The sequence below is a fragment of the Azospirillum sp. UFLA03-27 genome, assembly GCF_059803775.1.
Map to the genome: position 1 here is coordinate 1 of NZ_JAUQTX010000148.1, position 17,222 is coordinate 17,222.

Here is a 17,222-nt window from a genome sequence, read left to right on the forward strand (position 1 = left end):
AACCGCCGCCTGCGCATCCCTTCTCACAACACGGTATCAACGATTTCCAAGATCCCGCGGCTCCAGGAGAACCGCAACGCCCCGAGCCCATTCCCTTCAAGGAGTGGGCCGCCAGGGCCAGATTGTCTCTGTGTTTCCGACCCGTCGGCGCCTCGTTGGCGGCCACCGCGTCGGGAGGCGCTTTATATGCGGGGTCCCCCGGGGGTGGCAAGCACTTTTTTCGACCCTCGGCGATTTTTTCCCGCTGCTTTTTCACACGGCGCGTTCGGCGGCGCGCTTTCGTAGAATGCCGCTCCCCTTTCCGACGGACCCGTTTCCCTCCATGCGCCTTCTCCACACCGCCGATTGGCACCTCGGGCAGACACTGCACGGCTTCGCGCGCGAGCACGAGCATGCGCGCTTCCTTGATTGGCTTCTCGACCGGCTTGAGGATCGGGCCGTCGACGCGCTGGTCATCGCCGGGGATGTGTTCGACGGGCAGAACCCGCCAATCCCGGCGCTCGGCCTGTTCTACCGGTTCCTGGCCAAGGCCAAAGCACGCTGCCCGGCGCTGGACATCGTGGTGGTCGCCGGCAACCACGACAGCGGCAGCCGGCTGGAGGCGCCCTCTCCTTTGCTGACGGAAATGGGGGTGCGGGTGGTCGGCGCCCCGCCGGTGGGCGAGGATGGCGCCTTCGCGCCGGAGGGGCTGGTGGTTCCGCTGACCGGCCGCGACGGAACGGTCGCCGCGCGCTGCGTCGCCGTTCCCTACCTCCGTCCCGCCGACCTGCCGCCGTTGAGCGAGGAGGAGATCGCGGCCGGCGCCGACCCGCTGGTCGAGGGAATGCGCCGAGTCTACGCCGATGCGGCGGAGGCCGGACGGCGCGCGCTGCGTCCCGGCGAGGCGCTGATCCTCACCGGCCATTGCTACATGCGCGACGGCGCCCTGTCCGAACTCAGCGAGCGCAAGATTCTCGGCGGCAACCAGCACGCGCTGCCGGTGGACGTCTTCCCGGACGACGCTGCCTACGTGGCGCTGGGCCATCTGCACAGGGCGCAGGCGGTGGGAGCGCGCGAATCGGTGCGCTACAGCGGCTCCCCCCTTCCGCTGGCGGTGGACGAGGAGCCCTACCCGCATCAGGTGGTGCTGGCCGACTTCGCGGAGGGACAGCTAACCCGCATCGAGTCCCTTCGGGTGCCCCGCTTCGTCGCCATCCGGCGCGTCCCCGGCGGCGGGCAGTTCGCGACGCCGGAGGATGCGCTGGCGAGGCTGGCCGCGCTGGAACTGGACGAGGAGTTGCCGCGCGAAGCCTGGCCTTATGTCGAGGTCTCGGTGGAACTACCGGCGCCCCGGCCAGCCCTGCGCGAGGAGGTGGTCGCGGCACTGGCCGGACGCCCGGCGCGGCTGGTCAAGCTGGCCCTGCGGCTGACCGGCAGCGGCGAGACGCTGGCCGAATCCGTGCCGCTGGCCGATCTGGCGGACCTCGCGCCGGAGGACGTGTTCCTGCGGCTCTACCGCCGCCATCACGAGAGCGAACCGGAACCAGCCTTGCTCGCCGCCTTCCACGAACTGGTCGCGACCGTGCAGGAGGGCGCGTGATGCGGATTCTGGCGGTTCGCGGCGGCAATCTGGCCAGCCTGGACGGGACCTTTGCGGTGGAGCTGGCCGGCGGGCCGCTGCGCCACGCCGGCCTGTTCGCCATCACCGGCCCGACCGGGGCGGGTAAGAGCACCATCCTGGACGCGCTGTGCCTCGCCCTGTTCGACCGTATGCCCCGGCTGCCGGACGGGCGCGGCGTGGCGCTGGGCGCCAGCGGCGACACCGACGCCATCAGCACCACCGACGTGCGCAGCATCCTGCGTCGCGGCGCCGGGTCCGGCTGGGCCGAGGTGGATTTCGCGGGGATCGACGGCGCCGCCTACCGGGCGCGCTGGGAGTTGCGGCGGGCGCGGCAGAACGCGCGCGGCCAGTTGCAAAAGCAGACGATGAGCCTGACCGCGCTTGCGGACGGCAAGCGGCTGGGCGACGGCAAGACCAGCGTGCTGGACGAGATTTCCAGCCGGCTGGGGCTGAGCTTCGAGCAGTTCCGCCGCGCCGTCCTGCTGGCCCAAGGCGATTTCGCCAATTTCCTCAAGGCTCCGGCGATGGAGCGCTCCGCCCTGCTGGAGCTGCTGACCGGCACCGAGATCTATTCCCGCATCTCCGTCGCCGCGCACGAGCGCTCCCGGGAGGAGCAGCGGGCGCTGGAGGCGCTGGACGCGCAATGCGCGGGCATCGGCGTGCTGACTGACGATGAGCGCGCCGTCCTGGACACCGAGGTCGGAGCGGCGGCCGAGGCGGTCCAGCGGGAGGAAACGGCGTTCGAGCAGGCCCGCGCCGCCGTCGCCTGGCATGAGCAGGACGCCCGGCTGGCCAAGGCGGAAGCGGACGCCGCCGCGGCGAGCGCACGGGCCGAAGCAGTTTGGCAGGAGGCCGGGGCGCGGCGGGAGGAGGCTGCGCTGCTGCGCCGTCTCCAGCCCTTGCGGGTGCGGTTGAGCGAGGCGGACCGCTGCGCCGCGGCGGCGGCGGAGGCCGGGGAGGCGCTGGCCCATGCCCACGCCGCGGTGACGGAGGCGCAGGACCGGCTGGTCCAGGCCGAGGCCCGTCATCGCGAGGTGCGCGCCGCCTACGAGAAGGCCCGCGGCGCCGTCGACGCCGCCGAGCCGGAGCTGGAGCGGGCCGCCGCGCTGGACGCCGAAATCGCCGCTCTGGCCGGTCAACAGACCGGTGCGCTCGCCGACGCCGCAACGGCGGACGCGGACGCCAAAGGAATTGGGGAGAGCTGGAGCGCCACCCGGACGGCACTGGAGCAGGCCCGCACCGATGCGGCGGAGCGGGAGGGCTGGCTGGCCGGACAGACGGCGCTGCTGCCGGTGGCCGACCAGTGGGCGCGCTGGGACGCGCTGCTGCTGCGCCTCCGCGACTCGGCAAGGGTGGTGCGGGAGGCGGAGGCGGAGGCCCGCCGTGCTGCCACGGAGGCCATGGCCCACGAGGCGGAGCTGGCACACCTGTCCGCCGTCCGGCGGGACGCCGAAGCACAGCGGGACGCGGCCGAGCGGACGCTGTCCGCGCTGAAGGCCGAGGCGGTGGAGTCGCTGGACGCCCTGCGCGGGCGCCGCACGGCGCTGGCGGAGCGGCGCGATGGGCTGGCGGCCTTGGCCCAGCTGGCGGAGCGGGCCGCACGGCTGGCGGCGGACGTCGCGGAGGCCGAAGCGGAACGGGAGCAGCGGCGCACGGCCGCAGCGGACGGGGAGGCCCATGCGGCAGCGGCGAAAGCGCGACTGGACCAGCGCCGGGCGGCGTTGGAGGAAGCGGACGCCACCCTGCACCGCTTGCGCCTTGCCCGCAGCGAGGATGTGGCATCGCTGCGCGCTCAATTGACGGAGGGCGAGGCCTGCCCGGTCTGCGGCGCCACGGAGCATCCCTGGGGAGCCGGGCACACCCCGCTCGACCGGCTGGCCGAGGATCAGGAACGCCACGTCGCCACCCTGCGCGCCGAAGTAACCGGGCTGGCCACGGAACAAGGCGCCCACACCGCCGCGGCGAAGGCGGCGCGCGAGCGGGCCGCGGCCCTGGACGGACGGCTGGCCGCCCTGGCGGTGGAGCGGGCGACCGCGGTGGAACGCTGGGCGCAGCGGGCACCGACCTTCGGACTGCCCACCGAACCGGACACGGAGACCGTCACCCGGCGGCTGGTCGACGTGGACGCGGAATTGGCGGAGGCCGGACGGGCCGAGGCCAGGGCGTTGGACCACAAGGCGAGGATCGACGCCGCGGTGCAGACCTGCCGGGAGCGGGACGCGGCGCTGACCGAGGTGGAGCGGGCGATCGAGGCGCGGACCCGTCAGCGCGACGCCGCCCGCCACGCCGAATCCCTGGCCGTGGCGCGGCGCGATCAGACGGTGGACACGCGGGCCGCGGCACGGACGGAACTGGGCCAGCCCTTCGCCGGGCTGACCGGCTGGGACAAGGCACTGGACAGCGACCCCGACGGATTCCGCAAGAGCGTCGGCGGGCGGGTTGCCGAGGTTCTGCGCCAGCGCGAGGGATTGGCCCAGTCGCTGCGCGACGTCGAGGCCCTGGAACGGCAGGCCGGCGCCAAGGCGGCGGAGCTGGAGGGGGCGCGGCAGGCCGAACAGGCGGCGCGGCGGCGGTGCGAGGGGTTGGACGCCGCGCTGGAGGATCGGCGCGCGGCACGGGCGTCCCTGTTGGACGGACGGGCGGTGAGCGCGGTGAAGAAGGAGCTGACCGAGGCCTGCCGGCGAACCGAGGCCCTGGTCGAACAGGCCACCGTCGCCCGGCAGGACGCGGCGGCACGCCTGTCGGGGGCGGAGCAGACCGTCGCCACGCGCGGCGAGTCCGCCCGCCGGTGCGCCGCCGAGGCGGAGGCCGCGGTCGACGCCCTAGCCGCCGTGGCGGAACGCTGCGGCGTGACTGTGGAGGCGGCACGCGCCCATCTGGTCCGGGACGAGGACTGGCTGGCCGGGGAGGAGCGGGCGCTGGCCGCTCTCGAGTCGGCGCGGCGCGAGCACGCGCTTGTGGCGGCCGAACGGACGCGGCTGCGGCAGGAGCACCACGACGCCGGACGCCCCGCCCTCGGCGCCGAGGACGCCGGCGAGGCCGTGGCCGAGACGGGCCGGCGCCTTCAGGAGGCCCGCGGCCGGCTGGGCGAGGCCCAGGCCCGGCTGCGCGCCGACACGGAGAACCGCGGCCGCCTCGCCGCCGTGCTCGACCGGGTGAAGGCGCAACGCAAGGCGCAGGAGCTGTGGGCGACCATGGCGCAGCTCATCGGCTCCGCCGATGGGCGGAAGCTGCGCAACTTCGCCCAGAGCCTCAGCCTCGATCTGCTTCTGGTCCAGGCGAACCGCTATCTGGCGGATCTCGCCCGCCGCTACCGGCTGGAACGGGTTGGCGGGGCCGACCTGGAGATCCAGGTGGTGGACGGCGAAATGGGCGACGAGCGGCGCGGCGTGCACAGTCTGTCCGGCGGCGAAATGTTCCTGGTGTCGCTGGCCCTGGCGCTCGGCCTGTCGGCCATGGCGGGGGGCAGCGGCGGTGGCGGAATCGGCACGCTGTTCATCGACGAGGGGTTCGGCACGCTGGACCCCGGCAGCCTGGATCTGGCGCTGTCCTGCCTGGAGGCGCTTCAGGCCACCGGCCGACAGGTTGGCGTCATCAGCCACGTCCCGGCGCTGGTGGAGCGGATCGGCGTGCAGGTGCGCGTCACCCCGCAGGGGGGAGGGCGCAGCGCCGTGACAGTGACCCGCGGGACGCTGGCCGTGCCATCGCCGGACACCGCGGCGGAGCGGGAACTGCTGCTGCCGTTGTAGGGTGCTCCAGGCTGCGTGGGGTCACCGCGGGACCGTCAAGGAGACACGGGGGCGCGCCCTCCTTCGTGTCTCTCCGTGCCTGCGTGATAAAAGAGCCGTCAGGCCAGACGGAAGGCCAGATAGCTGTCGGCGCCGACCTGCCCCGGCATGGTGATGACCGCGCCGACCGATTTTCCGGTGAAGGTGATGCTGCCGTCGATGGTGCCGTTGCCGTCGAAGTCGATGCGCACCGTGGCGCCCTCGGACCCCTTGGCGCCCTTCATCGCCTCCCAGGTGAGTTTCGACACGCCCTCCTTCCAACCCCAGGCGGTCGTCCATTCGCCCGCCTCGAAGTCGGTGATGGTGGACCAGGTCACCCCGGTGCCCCGCCCGTCCAGGAAGAAGGTGTCGTTGCCCGCCCCACCGGTCAGGAAGTTGGAGCCGGTGCCGCCGTCCAGAACGTCATCACCGCCCTTCCCATCCGCCGCATCGTCGCCGGCACCCAGGTTCATGAAATCGCCAAGTTCGCTGCCGACCACCGCCTCGATGGATTTGGTGCCCAGATAGACGTTCTTCAGCGTGGTCAGCGGACCGACATAAATGTCCATCTGGACTTCCCAGCCGGACACGCCATCGCTCACGAAGGCCCGCCGCAGCGAGTCGGCGGCTGGCTGGCTGGCGGAGGAGATGTACGAGTCGTTGGCGGACAGGGCGTCCCTCAGCCAATAGGCGTGACCGCCAAGCGCCGTGGCGCCGATGGCGGTCGACACGACGCCGACGGCGAAGACACCGCTTCCGGTGCTGTAGTAGATCGGACCGCCGGAGTTTCCGGGATTGATCTCCAGATCCGCATTCAAATAATAGACCGTATCGACGCCTGACCGGCGGATGGTGCCGCTGTCGAAGACTTCGTACCGTCCGTATTTGGTGGGATAGCCCAGGACGTTGGCCGACCCGCCGCTGTAGTTCCAATCGATTCCGAAATAGCCGTAAGTATCGCCGATCGGTTGGGACAGTGTCAGCAGGGCGACGTCGATCTCCGACCCGCTCTGGGTGGTCCGGTAGAAATCGCCGGCGATGAGCCGGCCGTCCGAATCCGGGTCGAAATTGGTGAAGAACTGTGATTTGGCAACGCCGTAGGCGACGTTGTCCGTTTTGCCGGGATTGTAGGACGGGTAGATCTTCAGGCTGCTCGGCTTGCCGCCGAGCGCGGCGTTGTAAACGACGTGGGACGCGGTGACGACGTCGTTGCGACCGACCAGAAAGCCCGAGCCGACGTAGGTCCGGTTTCCCCAGCTGGCCTCGATGGAGACCACGGCGCGCGCCGGATACTGATCGTCGTCGACCCTGTAGGACATTGGAGCCGGTCCTTCTGCTGCATCCGGCACCACGCCGGATGGTTGCGACCGACCCACAATGTCACGCCTTAAAGGCGTTTTTCAACAACGCGCAGCACGCTCTGAGCTGTTTCACCAGCAGCGCTCAACCGCCCGCCCGTCAGCCGCGGACGGGGCGCAGGACGAGATGCTTGTTCGACGGCACGGCCGGCGCCGAGGGGCGCAGGACAAGCCCCTTGGAGGTCGGCTCGATGTTCGCGTCGGGATAGACGGCCATGACGTCCTTCAGCGCTTCCTTCAGGCGGAAGGCCAGGACGCGGTGCTCGCTGACCGAGCCGAAATGCTGCGACAGGGCGTGCCAGGGAACCACCGTCTGCTTGTCCAGCCGGTGCAGGCGGTGGACCAGCCACACATAGGCGTCGAGCGCCAGGGCGGAGTTCTTCAGCTTGGCGATGGCGTGCTCGTCCAGCGGAACGGCGTGTTCCATCAGATGCTCGAAGAAGCTCTGGGTCAGGCGGACGAAGCGCACCCACTCGCCGCCGGTGCGGAACAGGTCGGGCGTGTCCTCCTCGTCCCGCCACAGCTTGATGCCGTCGATCAGGCGCTGGTCGGAGATCTCCGCCGTCGAGGGGCCGGTGGTGGTGCGCAGGGTGAACTCGCTACGGGCGATCCGCAGCACCTGCTCGCGCACCGGCTTGTAGTTGCCGCGCTCGCCCCCCGTCGGAGCCAGCCCGAGACGGCGCAGCCACGCGCTCATGCTCGGCCCCAGATCGACGTGGGCGCTGCGCGTCTTGCGCGCCTCGGTCTGCAGGTAGATCATGATCAGGCGCGCCTTGGCGCCGTAGGGAACGCCGACGTCCAGGACCGTGCCGTCGCGCAGCGGCAGGATGCCTGGACGGACGACGAGCTGGTACTTGCCGTTGTTGCGCACCCAGGGAGCGGTCTCGTCCTTGGGCTTGCGGTGCGGCAGGGAGGCTTGGCAGAAGCCGGCGTGGAGATAGCCGATCGCGTCCATCTCGTTGGACAGCGCTTCATGGGCCATCATCACACGGCGGCGCTCCTTGGGGTCTTCGGTGCGGGCAAGAACCGCCTCGAATCCCTCCAGGGTAAGCTGCTCGTGGATTTTCGCCATGGGACCCCTCCGGCCTCGTTCGGTCACGTTCCTGTCATTTCAGAAAACACAAAATGTGGTGGCTGTGAAGCGCGTCCATCCCACGAATCGCTGAAGTCGCAACAGAAGCTGCAGATTCCGACTCAACTTCAGCGAAGCGGCCGTTTGCGAACCCGGCCGTCCCCTCCCCTGCCGGCAACCGCCGAGCCAACGTTTCAAAATCAGCGTCGCCAACGGAGCGTCCGGGGCCGGAAAGCCGCTTGTCCACAGCCGGACGGGCTTGTCCACGCTGAGTTGGAATCGCAGCGGGCGAAACCGGCCGGATCGGCTCGCTGACTTCGCAACGGCGGGAACGCCGAAGTCGCAACGGGGACTCGCTCATCCACGCTGAAGACGAGTCACGAAAGGCGGTTATCCACGCTGAACTCGCAACCATGTCCTATATGAGTCCCTATAGGATTCTCCGGTTAGACCGGTTGCGCGGGTGCTGGCGCGACCCCCTTCGCTGAAAACGCAACGTCGGAGGGGTCGGAGAATCGCCAACCGGGCATTCGAGGGTGATCCGGACCCCTATCCTCCACCAAAACGAGCATCCCACTTGGTCAGGGATTCCAGGCCAGGACCGTCAACTGTCAACCGGACCTGACGCTGAATTTGATACAAAGGCGACTCTGCTCCAACGCTGAATTGGTAACATTCGACTCGGAAACCCAAGGCTTTCCAGGGCTTAGCCGACTCGGCGAGTCTCGCGCAGATCTTGCAACGCCGACGCAAACCCACGAATCGGCATACGACGCTGAATTTGAAACGACAGACTCCAAGCGATTCAAAGGCCGAATCGAAGCCACACCCCGCCACCAACGCTGAATTGGTAACGCTTCGGAAAATGGGCTTGACGGGGTCCGGATCGATTCGCCTCCGGAATGGTTTTCCGCCGCTCGCAGAGGCCGGCAAAAGTCGTCGAATTCTATGACCATAGTCCCATACGACGTCGCATGACTCCCGCTCCCGTCGCCGTTTGACGCAATTCGATGCGCTCCGGCTTGACCAGTTGCGTCACATTTTGCAAGAAAGGACCTCACACAGGGAAAGCCGGAGGCCCGATGAACGGGGAAGAACTGCGCGCCATCCGCGAACGGCGTGCCGAGGACCAATTGAGCTTCGCGACATGGCTCAACGGCGCACTGAATCGCCGCTACGACCGTTCCCGGATCAGCCGGTGGGAAAGCGGGGCGGAGCGCATCCCCCAGCAGGTCGCCGGGTTCCTGGCCGGCCAGGGCGGGATGGCCGCCGTGCCGCAGAACGCCGGGGTGCCGAAGATGCAGCGCGCCGTGGTGGCGGTGGCAAATCAGAAGGGCGGCGTCGGCAAGACCACGACAGCGGTCAACCTGTCCTACGCGCTGTCCACGCTGGGCCTGAAGGTCATGCTTCTCGACAGCGATCCCCAGGGCAACGCCACCGTCCATATGGGGCTCGACCCCGGCGAGATCGAAACCCAGCGCAAGGGCATCTATAATGTGGTGCGCGGCGGGGCGTCCTTCGACAGCATCCTCCAGCCGGTGTGCGGCGGCGCCGTCATGCTCGCCCCTTCCAGCATCGGGCTGGCCGCGGCGGAGACGGAACTGGTGGCGGAGCCGGACAACTCGCTGGTGCTCAAGGAGAAGCTGGCGGAGGTGCGGAACCGTTACGATGTCATCGTGATCGACTGCCCGCCCAACCTCGGTCTTCTCACCATCAACGCGCTGGCGGCCAGCGATCTCGTGCTGATTCCCGTGCAGACGGAGGTGTTCGCCGGGCTTGGCGTGCCGCTGCTGCTGGAAACCATCGCAAAGATCCGCCGCCGCTCGAACCCGTCGCTGAACATCTTCGGCATCCTGCCGACCATGTTCTCGTCGCGCTTGACGCAAGATCAGGCCAGCCTGCGCGAGATTCAGGAGCATTACGAGGGGCGGACCCGCGTTCTGAACGCGGTGCCGCGCGCCACCCTGTTCGCCCAGGCGTCGGGCGCCGGCCGTCCGGCCATCGAGGCCGATCCGAATTCCAACAGCGTCCAGGCCTACGGCGAACTGGCGCGCGAACTGGCCGCCCACCTCCAGACTGCGGAAGACGCCCATGTCTCGTAAACTCGAACGGACCAGCACCCGCATTTTCGACAAGGCGGCGCAGCGCGGCGGGGACGCGCTGTTCGGGCTCTCCGCCGACTTCCCGCGGTTGATCGAGGTCGATCTCGACCGGGTGCACCCGAATCCCGACCAGCCGCGCCGCCATTTCGACGACCAGTCGCTGCAGGAGCTGGCCAACTCCATCGCCCGGCACGGGCTGAAGCAGCCGGTTCTCGTGCAGGATCTCGGCGACGGCGACTACCGGCTGATCGCCGGTGAGCGGCGTCTGCGCGCCTGCGGGCTGGCTGGCCGCCAGACCATCTTCGCCATCGTCACCGACGGCGACCCGGACGAGCTGGCGCTGATCGAGAACATCCAGCGCGTCGACCTCGACGCCATGGAGCTGGCCCGCGCCTTCGCCCGGCTGATCGAGCGGCACGACTACACGCACGAGGCGCTGGGGCAGGTGATCGGGCGCAGCCAGGCGGAGGTGACGCGCACCCTGTCGCTGCTGCGTCTGCCGGCCGACATCGTCGCTGAATTTGAAACGCGCCACCGCTCCGTCCCGAAAAGCATCCTGACGGAGATCGCCGCGGTGGACGATCCGATCCTGCAGAGGAAGCTGTGGGACACCATCAAGGACGGCGGCACCGTCAAGGCGTTGCGCGAGGCGAAGCGCGCCCAGATGGGCGGCGGCGAGCCGGATTCCGTTGCGGCGGCGAAGGTTCAGCCCGCCCCGGCGGTGCGTTTCGTCTCCGCCGTCCAGCGCATCGCCAAGGACTTCTCCGCCGTCGACGCCGGGGAGCTGCGGGCGCACCGCAAGCAGCTCAGCGAGGCGCAATGGCAGGAGTTGCGCCGCCTCCACGCCCTTCTCGATGAGCTGCTGGCCTGACCGTCAGCAACGCTGAATTTGTAACGGACACCCGCTGACGTCAGCGGCGGGTGTCAACTTCAGCGTCGATGACCCGCCTGACTTCGCAGAACCAGCGCAGCTTTTCCGCGAAGGGCAGGCGGGCAAGGCCGCTGGGCGACGGCAGCACGACGTCCACCGGACCATTGAACAGGCTGTCCGGCTGCACGCCCCACTCCGCCCGGTCGCGATCCGCGGCGGCGAGATAGACACCCTTCCCCGTGTAGGCGATCACCCGCGGTCGGATTTCCGCGATCAGGGCGCGCAGCCGCGGCACGCCGCCGCGCAGCTCCGCGCGGCTGAGATCGGCGGCGCCCGGCGTCGCCCGCGCCACGAGGTTGGTGGAGCCCAGCCCGAACTCCGGCAACAGCCGGTCCTCCTCCGGGCGCAGCAGGCGCGGCGTCAGGCCGGCCTCCGCCAGCAGTTTCCAGAACTGGTTGCCCCGCCCCGCGTAGTTGTGGCCGAGCTGGCCGGAGCGCGTTCCGGGGTTGAAGCCGACGAACAAAGCGTTCAGGCCGGGGGCGATGATGTCGGGGATCGGGCCTTCGGAATCGGTCATATTGCGTCAACAGTGTGAAACGGCGTCCAGCAACGCTGAATTTGAAACGCCTCTACTCCGCCGTCCGCCATTCGGCGAGAATCACCGGGGCGGCGAAGCCGGCGAGGATGGCCGCCAGCGTCACGAACAGCATGGCGCCCCAGGCGCTGTAGCCCAGCACCCCCAGCACACCGCCCAGGAAGAAGGAGCCGACGGTCGGCAGATGCGTCTTCAGCTTGTCGAGCGTCACCCGGACGCGATCCCGGCCGTTGCGGTGGTAGAGATCGTCGATCAGGTTGCCCAGCTCGATCCCGATGTCGGTGATCATGCCGGTGACGTGGGTGGTGCGGACGCGGGCGTTGGAGATGCGCGTGACGATGGCGTTCTGCAACCCCATCAAGAAGCTCAACCCCATGACCAGCGCGGCGCCGCGCAGCTCGTGCAGCCAGACGTCGGCGGCGCCGAGCCCGGCGAGCAGCAGGGCTTCGAGGCAGACGCTGTAGGCGTAGATCGCCGACAGGCCACGGCGCTGCCCGGCGTTGATGAGCATCGCCGACACCATCGCCCCGGCGATGAAGGTCGCCACGATCGCCAGCGCCATGCCGAAGGCGCCCATCTCGCCCAGCGCCAGATGATCGGCCATGGTCGAGACGGTGCCGGTCATATGCGAGGAGTAGAGGCCGGCGGCGTAGAATCCCGCGGCGTTGACGGCGCCGGCGATGCCCGCCAGCGACCAAGCCAGACTGCGGTCCGCCGACACGCCACGATGTTCACCCTGCCGGACCAGCATGCCCAACTCCCTGAACCAAACGGGGCGCCATCATAGTAGCGACCGCATGCGTCGGGGACCCGCTGGTTTGTGGGGTCATCAATGCGTTCCCGCACCGACCGGCATGGTCTTGACGACATCGAGGAACGCCCGCAGGGCCGGAGGCACGGCGCGGTGCCCGGGATAATACACCGCCGCCCGCTCCGGCTTGTGCATCCAGCCGGGCAGGACGGTTCGCAACCGCCCGTCCGCAAGAGCGGCTTCGGCGGCCCAACTCACCACATAGGCGATTCCCAATCCTTGCGCGGCGGCGTCCGCCATCAACTCCTCGTCGTCGAGAACCACCGGTCCGTTTGTGTCGACCGTCAATTCCTGCCCGGCCCGCTCGAACTCCCACCGGTACAGCCGCCCGCCCGGCAGGCGGTGACCGATGCAGCGATGGTGCTGGAGTTCGTCCGGCGTCGTCGGCTCCCCGGCGCGGTCGAGATAGGCGGGAGAGGCGACGCAGACGAAGCCGATCGGGTCCGGGAAGGGCACCGCGATCATGTCCTTCGGGATGGAGTCGATCAGGCGGACGCCGGCGTCGAAGCCGCCGGACACGATGTCGATCAGCCGCCCCTCGACGACCAGATCCACCGTCACGTCGGGATATCGTTCGACCATGCGCGGGAGGACGTCGCGGACGAGGGCCGCAGCGGCCACGCGCGGCGCGTTGATCCGGACCCGGCCGGCCACGTTGCCCCGAAAAGCAGAGGCGGCGTCCAGCGCTTCGTCCAACGATGTCAGGGCGAGCTGCAGGCGGCCGAGCAGTTCGAGCCCTGCTTCCGTCGGCGCGACGCTGCGGGTCGTGCGGTTGAGAAGACGCACGCCCAACCGTTCCTCAAGGCCACGCATCGCGTGACTCAGCGTGGATGGCGCCGTTCCCAGCTCATCCGCCGCACGACGAAAGCTGCGGTGGGTGGCAACCGCCACGAAGGCGCTGAGGTCGTTGAGGGAGGGGCGCATCATTGATGGCGATTTTGCATCAACCCGTGCCGATTTCAACGTCTAATCGCGCACCTCTTCGGCTGCTATCTCCTGCTCCAGGTCCAATCCGAACGGGAGACACCGATGTCCAAGCGCGACGCCCTCTTTCCTGCCGGCCGGCAGGCGCTCTACGAAATCCACCGCTACTCCGCGGCCATTCGATCCGGCGATCTGATCTTCATCTCGGGGCAGGTCGGCGGACGCGAGGATGGTTCTCCCGAGCCGGACTTCGCGAAGCAGGTTCAACTGGCTTTCGACAACCTTCGCGAGGTTCTGAAAGCGGCCGGCGGCACGTTCGACGATATCGTGGACGTAACGACGTTCCACACCGATCCGGAGGCCCAGTTCGAGACCGTTCTGTCGGTCAAAGACCGGATGTTTCCGGAGAAGCCCTATCCCAACTGGACTGCCGTCGGCGTGACGTGGCTCGCCGGTTTCGACTTCGAGATCAAGGTGATCGCTCGGGTTCCACAAACCGTCTGAGCCGGCATTGGCGACAACGTCCTTCTCATCAGGTCATCCATCGTGCTCATTGGACGGCTTGTCGCGACTCGCAAGCTTTGGCATTGTTGTTGGGACGCACCGTCACAAGACCACGCAAACACCGATCTTCCAGTCTAGGAAGTGAAATGTCTGTTCAGTATCATTTCCGCCTGAAGTCCTTGTTCTGAAACGCGTCACAGCTCGATCTGGGCGGCGGTGATGACGCTTTGCGCGATGTCGGCGATGCGGCGGCCCTGCTTCATGGCGGCCTTGCGCAGGGCGTTGTAGGCCGCCTCCTCCGTCAGGGACTTCTGCTGCATCAGGATGCCCTTCGCCCGCTCGATCAGCTTGCGGTCGGCGAGCTGCGAACGTGCCTCGTCGCGTTCGCGTTTCAGCGTTTCAAAAGCAGCGAATCTGGCCAGCGCGGTTTCCAGGATCGGTCGCACGCGGGCGGGGTGCAGCCCGTCCAGGACGAAGGCGGCCACCCCGGCCTCCGCCGCCTGCGCGGCTGCCCCCGGCGGCGCTTTGTCGGCGAAGAGGACGACGGCGCAGGCTCCCGACCGGGCCAGCCGGAAGACGCCGTCCAACGCCGCTGGGGCCGATGTTTCCAAAACAGCGACGACCGCGTCCGGCGCCAGCGCGGCGAGGCGGGCTGGCAGGTCGGCGAGGCCATGGACCACGACGATCCGATCGGCGCCCCGGTCGCGGCCCCCCGCCCCGGCCAAGCCGTCCTCCACTGGCCGCGTGGCGTCGGCGTCGGGGCCGGCCACCAGAATGGTCAGGGGTTTGTTCGCCATTGCCGCTCCGCCCTCCCCTTCACGCCGCCCACTTCACGCCGCCTTCACCGTCCCGTGATGCCCGCCCTCCAGGAAGTTCAGCAACTCTTCCCGGTAGGCGTAGTAACGGGGATGCTCCAGCAGGGCCTGCCGGGTCCGGGGGTGGGGGATGTCCACCTCCAGGATGTGGCCGATGCGGGCGTTCGGCCCGTTGGACATCATCACCACACGGTCGGCCAGCAGGATCGCCTCGTCAACGTCGTGGGTGACGCAGATGGCGGTGACCTGGGTGCGCGCCCACACCTCCATCAACACCTCCTGAAGCTCCCAGCGGGTCAGGCTGTCCAGCATCCCAAAGGGCTCGTCCAGCAGCAGCAGCTTCGGCGACAGGGCGAAGGCCCGCGCGATGCCGACGCGCTGCTTCATGCCGTTGGACAGCTCCGCCGCCTTCTTGTGCATGGCGTCGCCCAGCCCGACGCGCGACAGGTAGTAGCGGGCAATGTCGTTGCGCTCCCCCCGGCCGGCCTGCGGGTAGACGCGGTCCACCCCCAGCATGACGTTCTCCAGCGCGGTCAGCCAGGGGAACAGGCTGGGCGCTTGGAAGACCACCGCCCGGTCGGGGCCGGCGCCGTCGACCTCCCGGCCGTCCAGCACGATGCCGCCGCTGGACACGTCGGCCAGCCCGGCGACCATCGACAGCACGGTGGACTTGCCGCAGCCCGAATGGCCGATCAGGGAGATGAACTCCCCCTTGCGCATCTTCAGGTCGAAGCCGTCCACCACGGTCAGCGGCCCCTTCGGCGTGGCGAAGGTCTTGGTGACCCGGCTGAACTCCACATAGCGGTCGTCGGACAGGCCGCCGGCTTGCCCGGCCAGATAGGCCTTGGGCGGCGGCGCGGCGGTGATCGGCGTCGCCGCCGGCAGGGTCAGTGTCTCGTCCACCGCGGCGGCGGCGCGGCTGGCCCCGGCCTCCATCAGCCACGCCGTGACCTCGGCGCGCAGGCGCTTGAAGTCGGGGTCGTGGTTCACGGCGGTGCGGTCGCGCGGGCGCGGCAGGTCCACCGCGAAGGCCGGGCCGAGCGTCGCCCCCGGACCCGGCGTCAGCGGGATGATGCGGTCGGCCAGCAGGATGGCCTCGTCCACGTCGTTGGTGATGAGGACGACGGTCTTGCGGTCCTTGCGCCAGATCGCCTCGATCTCGTCCTGGAGCTTGGCGCGGGTCAGCGCGTCCAGCGCCGACAGCGGCTCGTCCAGCAGCAGCATCTCCGGGCTCATGGCGAGCGCGCGGGCGAAGCCGACGCGCTGGCGCATGCCGCCCGACAGCTCCTTGGGGCGGCGGTCGGTGGCGTGGCCCAGCCCCACCGTCTCTACAGCCCGGCGGGTCAGCACGCCGCGCTCCGCCGAGGCCTTGCCCTTGTGCACGGCGTCCACGGCCAGCGCCACGTTGTCCTTCACGCTCAGCCAAGGCATCAGCGAGTAGTTCTGGAACACGACGCCGCGCTCCGCCCCCGGCCCGCGCACCGGCTGGCCGCGGAACAGCACCTCCCCGGCGTCGGGGGCGGCCAGCCCGCCCATCAGGTTGACCAGCGTGGTCTTGCCGGCGCCTGAGAAGCCGACGATGGCGACGAACTCGCCTTCCGCGATGGACAGGTCGATGCCGCGCAGCACCTCGGTCCCGCCATAGGACTTCGCGACATTCTTCAGCTCAAGGATGGCCATGCTCGGGGACTCCTCAGCGGGTGCCGGTGTGGGAAATGGCGGCCTGGAAGGCCAGCATGACGCGGTCGAGCAGGAAGCCGATCAGGCCGATGGTGAAGACCGCCACCATGATGCGGGCGAGCGAGGAGGAGGAGCCGTTCTGGAACTCGTCCCACACGAACTTGCCGAGGCCGGGGTTCTGGGCCAGCATCTCCGCCGCGATCAGCACCATCCAGCCCACGCCCAGCGACAGCCGCAGACCGGTGAAGATGTAGGGCAGCGCCGAGGGCAGCACGAGCCGGCGCACCATCGTCGGGCCGGAGAGCTGCAGCACCTTGCCGACGTTCATCAGGTCCTTGTCGATGGACGACACGCCGACCGCCGTGTTGATCAGAGTCGGCCACAGCGAGCAGAGCGTGACCGTGACGGCCGAGGTCAGGAAGGACTTCTCGAAGGTCGGGTTGTCGCTCGACACGGTGGCGCTGACCACCATGGTGACCAGGGGCAGCCAGGCCAGCGGCGACACCGGCTTGAAGATCTGGATCAGCGGGTTCATCGCCGCGTTGACCGTGCGGGACAGGCCGCAGGCCACGCCCAGCGGCACCGCGATCAGCGCACCCAGCAGGAAGCCGGTGAAGACCGTCTTCAGGCTGGTGACGATCTGGTCGAGATAGGTCGGCTTGCCGGCGTAGGGCCGGGTCTTGACCTCGGCGCTGGGGTCCTTGGCCAGCAGCTCGGCGTTGCGCTTGGCCTGCCGGTCGTAGAAGGCGGCCTCCTTGGCGCGTTCGGCCTGATGGTCGGCGTGGAGGACGCCCACCTGCTCCCACACCTGGGCCGGGCCGGGGATGGCGCCCAGGCTGGTGTTCACCTGCGGGGCCAGCCACGCCCAGGCGGCGAGGAACAGCATCAGGGCGGTCAGCGGCACGCCCATCTGTTGCCACAGCTCCTGCCCCTGCTGGCGCGGGCTGTCCCCGGCGGCCATGCGGAGCAGCGGGCTGAGCCAGCCGAGCCCGACGATCTGCAGGGTGGCGGCGGTGCGGTTGAGCGCGTGGGCGAGGCGGGCCTTGCGCCGGGCGCGCATCGCCTCGGCGGTGGAGAGGGTGGAGGCTTCGGTCACGCTGGTCATGGGGTGATCTTTCTGTTT

General features: G+C 69.2%; 13 protein-coding genes. 5 read left to right on the forward strand and 8 right to left on the reverse strand.

Annotated elements, in window-relative coordinates; genetic code table 11:
• The first annotated feature begins 322 nt into the window (after positions 1 to 322).
• Both Q4I23_RS20540 and Q4I23_RS20545 read left to right on the forward strand, forming a co-directional pair.
• Complete coding sequence (locus Q4I23_RS20540; protein ID WP_498527433.1) at positions 323 to 1,579, forward strand: exonuclease SbcCD subunit D; 1,257 nt, start codon at positions 323 to 325, stop codon at positions 1,577 to 1,579.
• Complete coding sequence (locus Q4I23_RS20545; RefSeq protein WP_498527434.1) at positions 1,579 to 5,349, forward strand: AAA family ATPase; 3,771 nt, start codon at positions 1,579 to 1,581, stop codon at positions 5,347 to 5,349. The genes Q4I23_RS20540 and Q4I23_RS20545 overlap by 1 nt, the downstream gene beginning before the upstream one ends.
• Before the next feature lie 98 nt (positions 5,350 to 5,447).
• Here Q4I23_RS20545 and Q4I23_RS20550 read toward each other — a convergent pair whose 3' ends face one another.
• Both Q4I23_RS20550 and Q4I23_RS20555 read right to left on the reverse strand, forming a co-directional pair.
• Positions 5,448 to 6,686 carry a trypsin-like serine peptidase gene (locus Q4I23_RS20550; RefSeq protein WP_498527435.1) on the reverse strand — a complete coding sequence of 413 codons (1,239 nt, stop codon included), beginning with the start codon at positions 6,684 to 6,686 and terminating at the stop codon, positions 5,448 to 5,450.
• Positions 6,687 to 6,825: 139 nt separating this feature from the next.
• On the reverse strand, positions 6,826 to 7,797 hold the full coding sequence (locus Q4I23_RS20555; protein ID WP_014197970.1) for a replication protein RepA: 972 nt from the start codon (positions 7,795 to 7,797) through the stop codon (positions 6,826 to 6,828).
• Positions 7,798 to 8,879: 1,082 nt separating this feature from the next.
• Here Q4I23_RS20555 and Q4I23_RS20560 point away from each other — a divergent pair.
• Positions 8,880 to 9,899 (forward strand): ParA family protein, encoded by a 1,020-nt coding sequence (locus tag Q4I23_RS20560; protein WP_014197973.1) that lies wholly within the window; start codon positions 8,880 to 8,882, stop codon positions 9,897 to 9,899.
• The gene (locus Q4I23_RS20565) at positions 9,889 to 10,770 is read left to right on the forward strand and encodes a ParB/RepB/Spo0J family partition protein (protein WP_237905455.1); all 882 of its coding nucleotides are present in this window, start codon (positions 9,889 to 9,891) and stop codon (positions 10,768 to 10,770) included. The genes Q4I23_RS20560 and Q4I23_RS20565 overlap by 11 nt, the downstream gene beginning before the upstream one ends.
• A gap of 40 nt (positions 10,771 to 10,810) precedes the next feature.
• Here Q4I23_RS20565 and Q4I23_RS20570 read toward each other — a convergent pair whose 3' ends face one another.
• From Q4I23_RS20570 to Q4I23_RS20580, 3 genes are all read right to left on the reverse strand, one after another.
• Entirely contained in the window at positions 10,811 to 11,347 is a 537-nt protein-coding gene (locus Q4I23_RS20570; protein ID WP_454017324.1) for a mismatch-specific DNA-glycosylase, read from the reverse strand.
• Between the two features lie 52 nt (positions 11,348 to 11,399).
• Positions 11,400 to 12,116: a YoaK family protein gene (locus Q4I23_RS20575; protein ID WP_014197976.1), complete on the reverse strand. Its 717-nt coding sequence runs from the start codon at positions 12,114 to 12,116 to the stop codon at positions 11,400 to 11,402.
• 78 nt (positions 12,117 to 12,194) lie between these two features.
• Positions 12,195 to 13,103, reverse strand: coding sequence for a LysR family transcriptional regulator (locus Q4I23_RS20580; RefSeq protein ID WP_498527436.1), 909 nt, complete (start codon positions 13,101 to 13,103; stop codon positions 12,195 to 12,197).
• Positions 13,104 to 13,205: 102 nt separating this feature from the next.
• On the opposite strand from Q4I23_RS20580, the gene Q4I23_RS20585 reads away from it, so the two are divergent.
• Positions 13,206 to 13,604 carry a RidA family protein gene (locus Q4I23_RS20585; RefSeq protein ID WP_498527437.1) on the forward strand — a complete coding sequence of 133 codons (399 nt, stop codon included), beginning with the start codon at positions 13,206 to 13,208 and terminating at the stop codon, positions 13,602 to 13,604.
• Between the two features lie 194 nt (positions 13,605 to 13,798).
• Here the strand turns inward: Q4I23_RS20585 and Q4I23_RS20590 are convergent, their stop codons facing one another.
• From Q4I23_RS20590 to Q4I23_RS20600, 3 genes are read right to left on the reverse strand one after another with little or no spacing between them, the layout of a single operon-like run.
• On the reverse strand, positions 13,799 to 14,401 hold the full coding sequence (locus Q4I23_RS20590; protein WP_454017321.1) for an ANTAR domain-containing response regulator: 603 nt from the start codon (positions 14,399 to 14,401) through the stop codon (positions 13,799 to 13,801).
• 33 nt (positions 14,402 to 14,434) lie between these two features.
• Positions 14,435 to 16,099, reverse strand: coding sequence for an ABC transporter ATP-binding protein (locus tag Q4I23_RS20595; RefSeq protein WP_498527438.1), 1,665 nt, complete (start codon positions 16,097 to 16,099; stop codon positions 14,435 to 14,437).
• Between the two features lie 13 nt (positions 16,100 to 16,112).
• Positions 16,113 to 17,204: an ABC transporter permease gene (locus Q4I23_RS20600; protein WP_498527439.1), complete on the reverse strand. Its 1,092-nt coding sequence runs from the start codon at positions 17,202 to 17,204 to the stop codon at positions 16,113 to 16,115.
• Between the last annotated feature and the right edge of the window lie 18 nt (positions 17,205 to 17,222).

Bases quoted from the DNA above. Each gene is read 5' to 3' on its own strand.
- Q4I23_RS20540 (WP_498527433.1), top strand. From the start codon at position 323: ATGCGCCTTCTCCACACCGCCGATTGGCACCTCGGGCAGACACTGCAC.
- Q4I23_RS20545 (WP_498527434.1), top strand. From the start codon at position 1,579: ATGCGGATTCTGGCGGTTCGCGGCGGCAATCTGGCCAGCCTGGACGGG.
- Q4I23_RS20550 (WP_498527435.1), bottom strand. From the start codon at position 6,686: ATGTCCTACAGGGTCGACGACGATCAGTATCCGGCGCGCGCCGTGGTC.
- Q4I23_RS20555 (WP_014197970.1), bottom strand. From the start codon at position 7,797: ATGGCGAAAATCCACGAGCAGCTTACCCTGGAGGGATTCGAGGCGGTT.
- Q4I23_RS20560 (WP_014197973.1), top strand. From the start codon at position 8,880: ATGAACGGGGAAGAACTGCGCGCCATCCGCGAACGGCGTGCCGAGGAC.
- Q4I23_RS20565 (WP_237905455.1), top strand. From the start codon at position 9,889: ATGTCTCGTAAACTCGAACGGACCAGCACCCGCATTTTCGACAAGGCG.
- Q4I23_RS20570 (WP_454017324.1), bottom strand. From the start codon at position 11,347: ATGACCGATTCCGAAGGCCCGATCCCCGACATCATCGCCCCCGGCCTG.
- Q4I23_RS20575 (WP_014197976.1), bottom strand. From the start codon at position 12,116: ATGCTGGTCCGGCAGGGTGAACATCGTGGCGTGTCGGCGGACCGCAGT.
- Q4I23_RS20580 (WP_498527436.1), bottom strand. From the start codon at position 13,103: ATGATGCGCCCCTCCCTCAACGACCTCAGCGCCTTCGTGGCGGTTGCC.
- Q4I23_RS20585 (WP_498527437.1), top strand. From the start codon at position 13,206: ATGTCCAAGCGCGACGCCCTCTTTCCTGCCGGCCGGCAGGCGCTCTAC.
- Q4I23_RS20590 (WP_454017321.1), bottom strand. From the start codon at position 14,401: ATGGCGAACAAACCCCTGACCATTCTGGTGGCCGGCCCCGACGCCGAC.
- Q4I23_RS20595 (WP_498527438.1), bottom strand. From the start codon at position 16,099: ATGGCCATCCTTGAGCTGAAGAATGTCGCGAAGTCCTATGGCGGGACC.
- Q4I23_RS20600 (WP_498527439.1), bottom strand. From the start codon at position 17,204: ATGACCAGCGTGACCGAAGCCTCCACCCTCTCCACCGCCGAGGCGATG.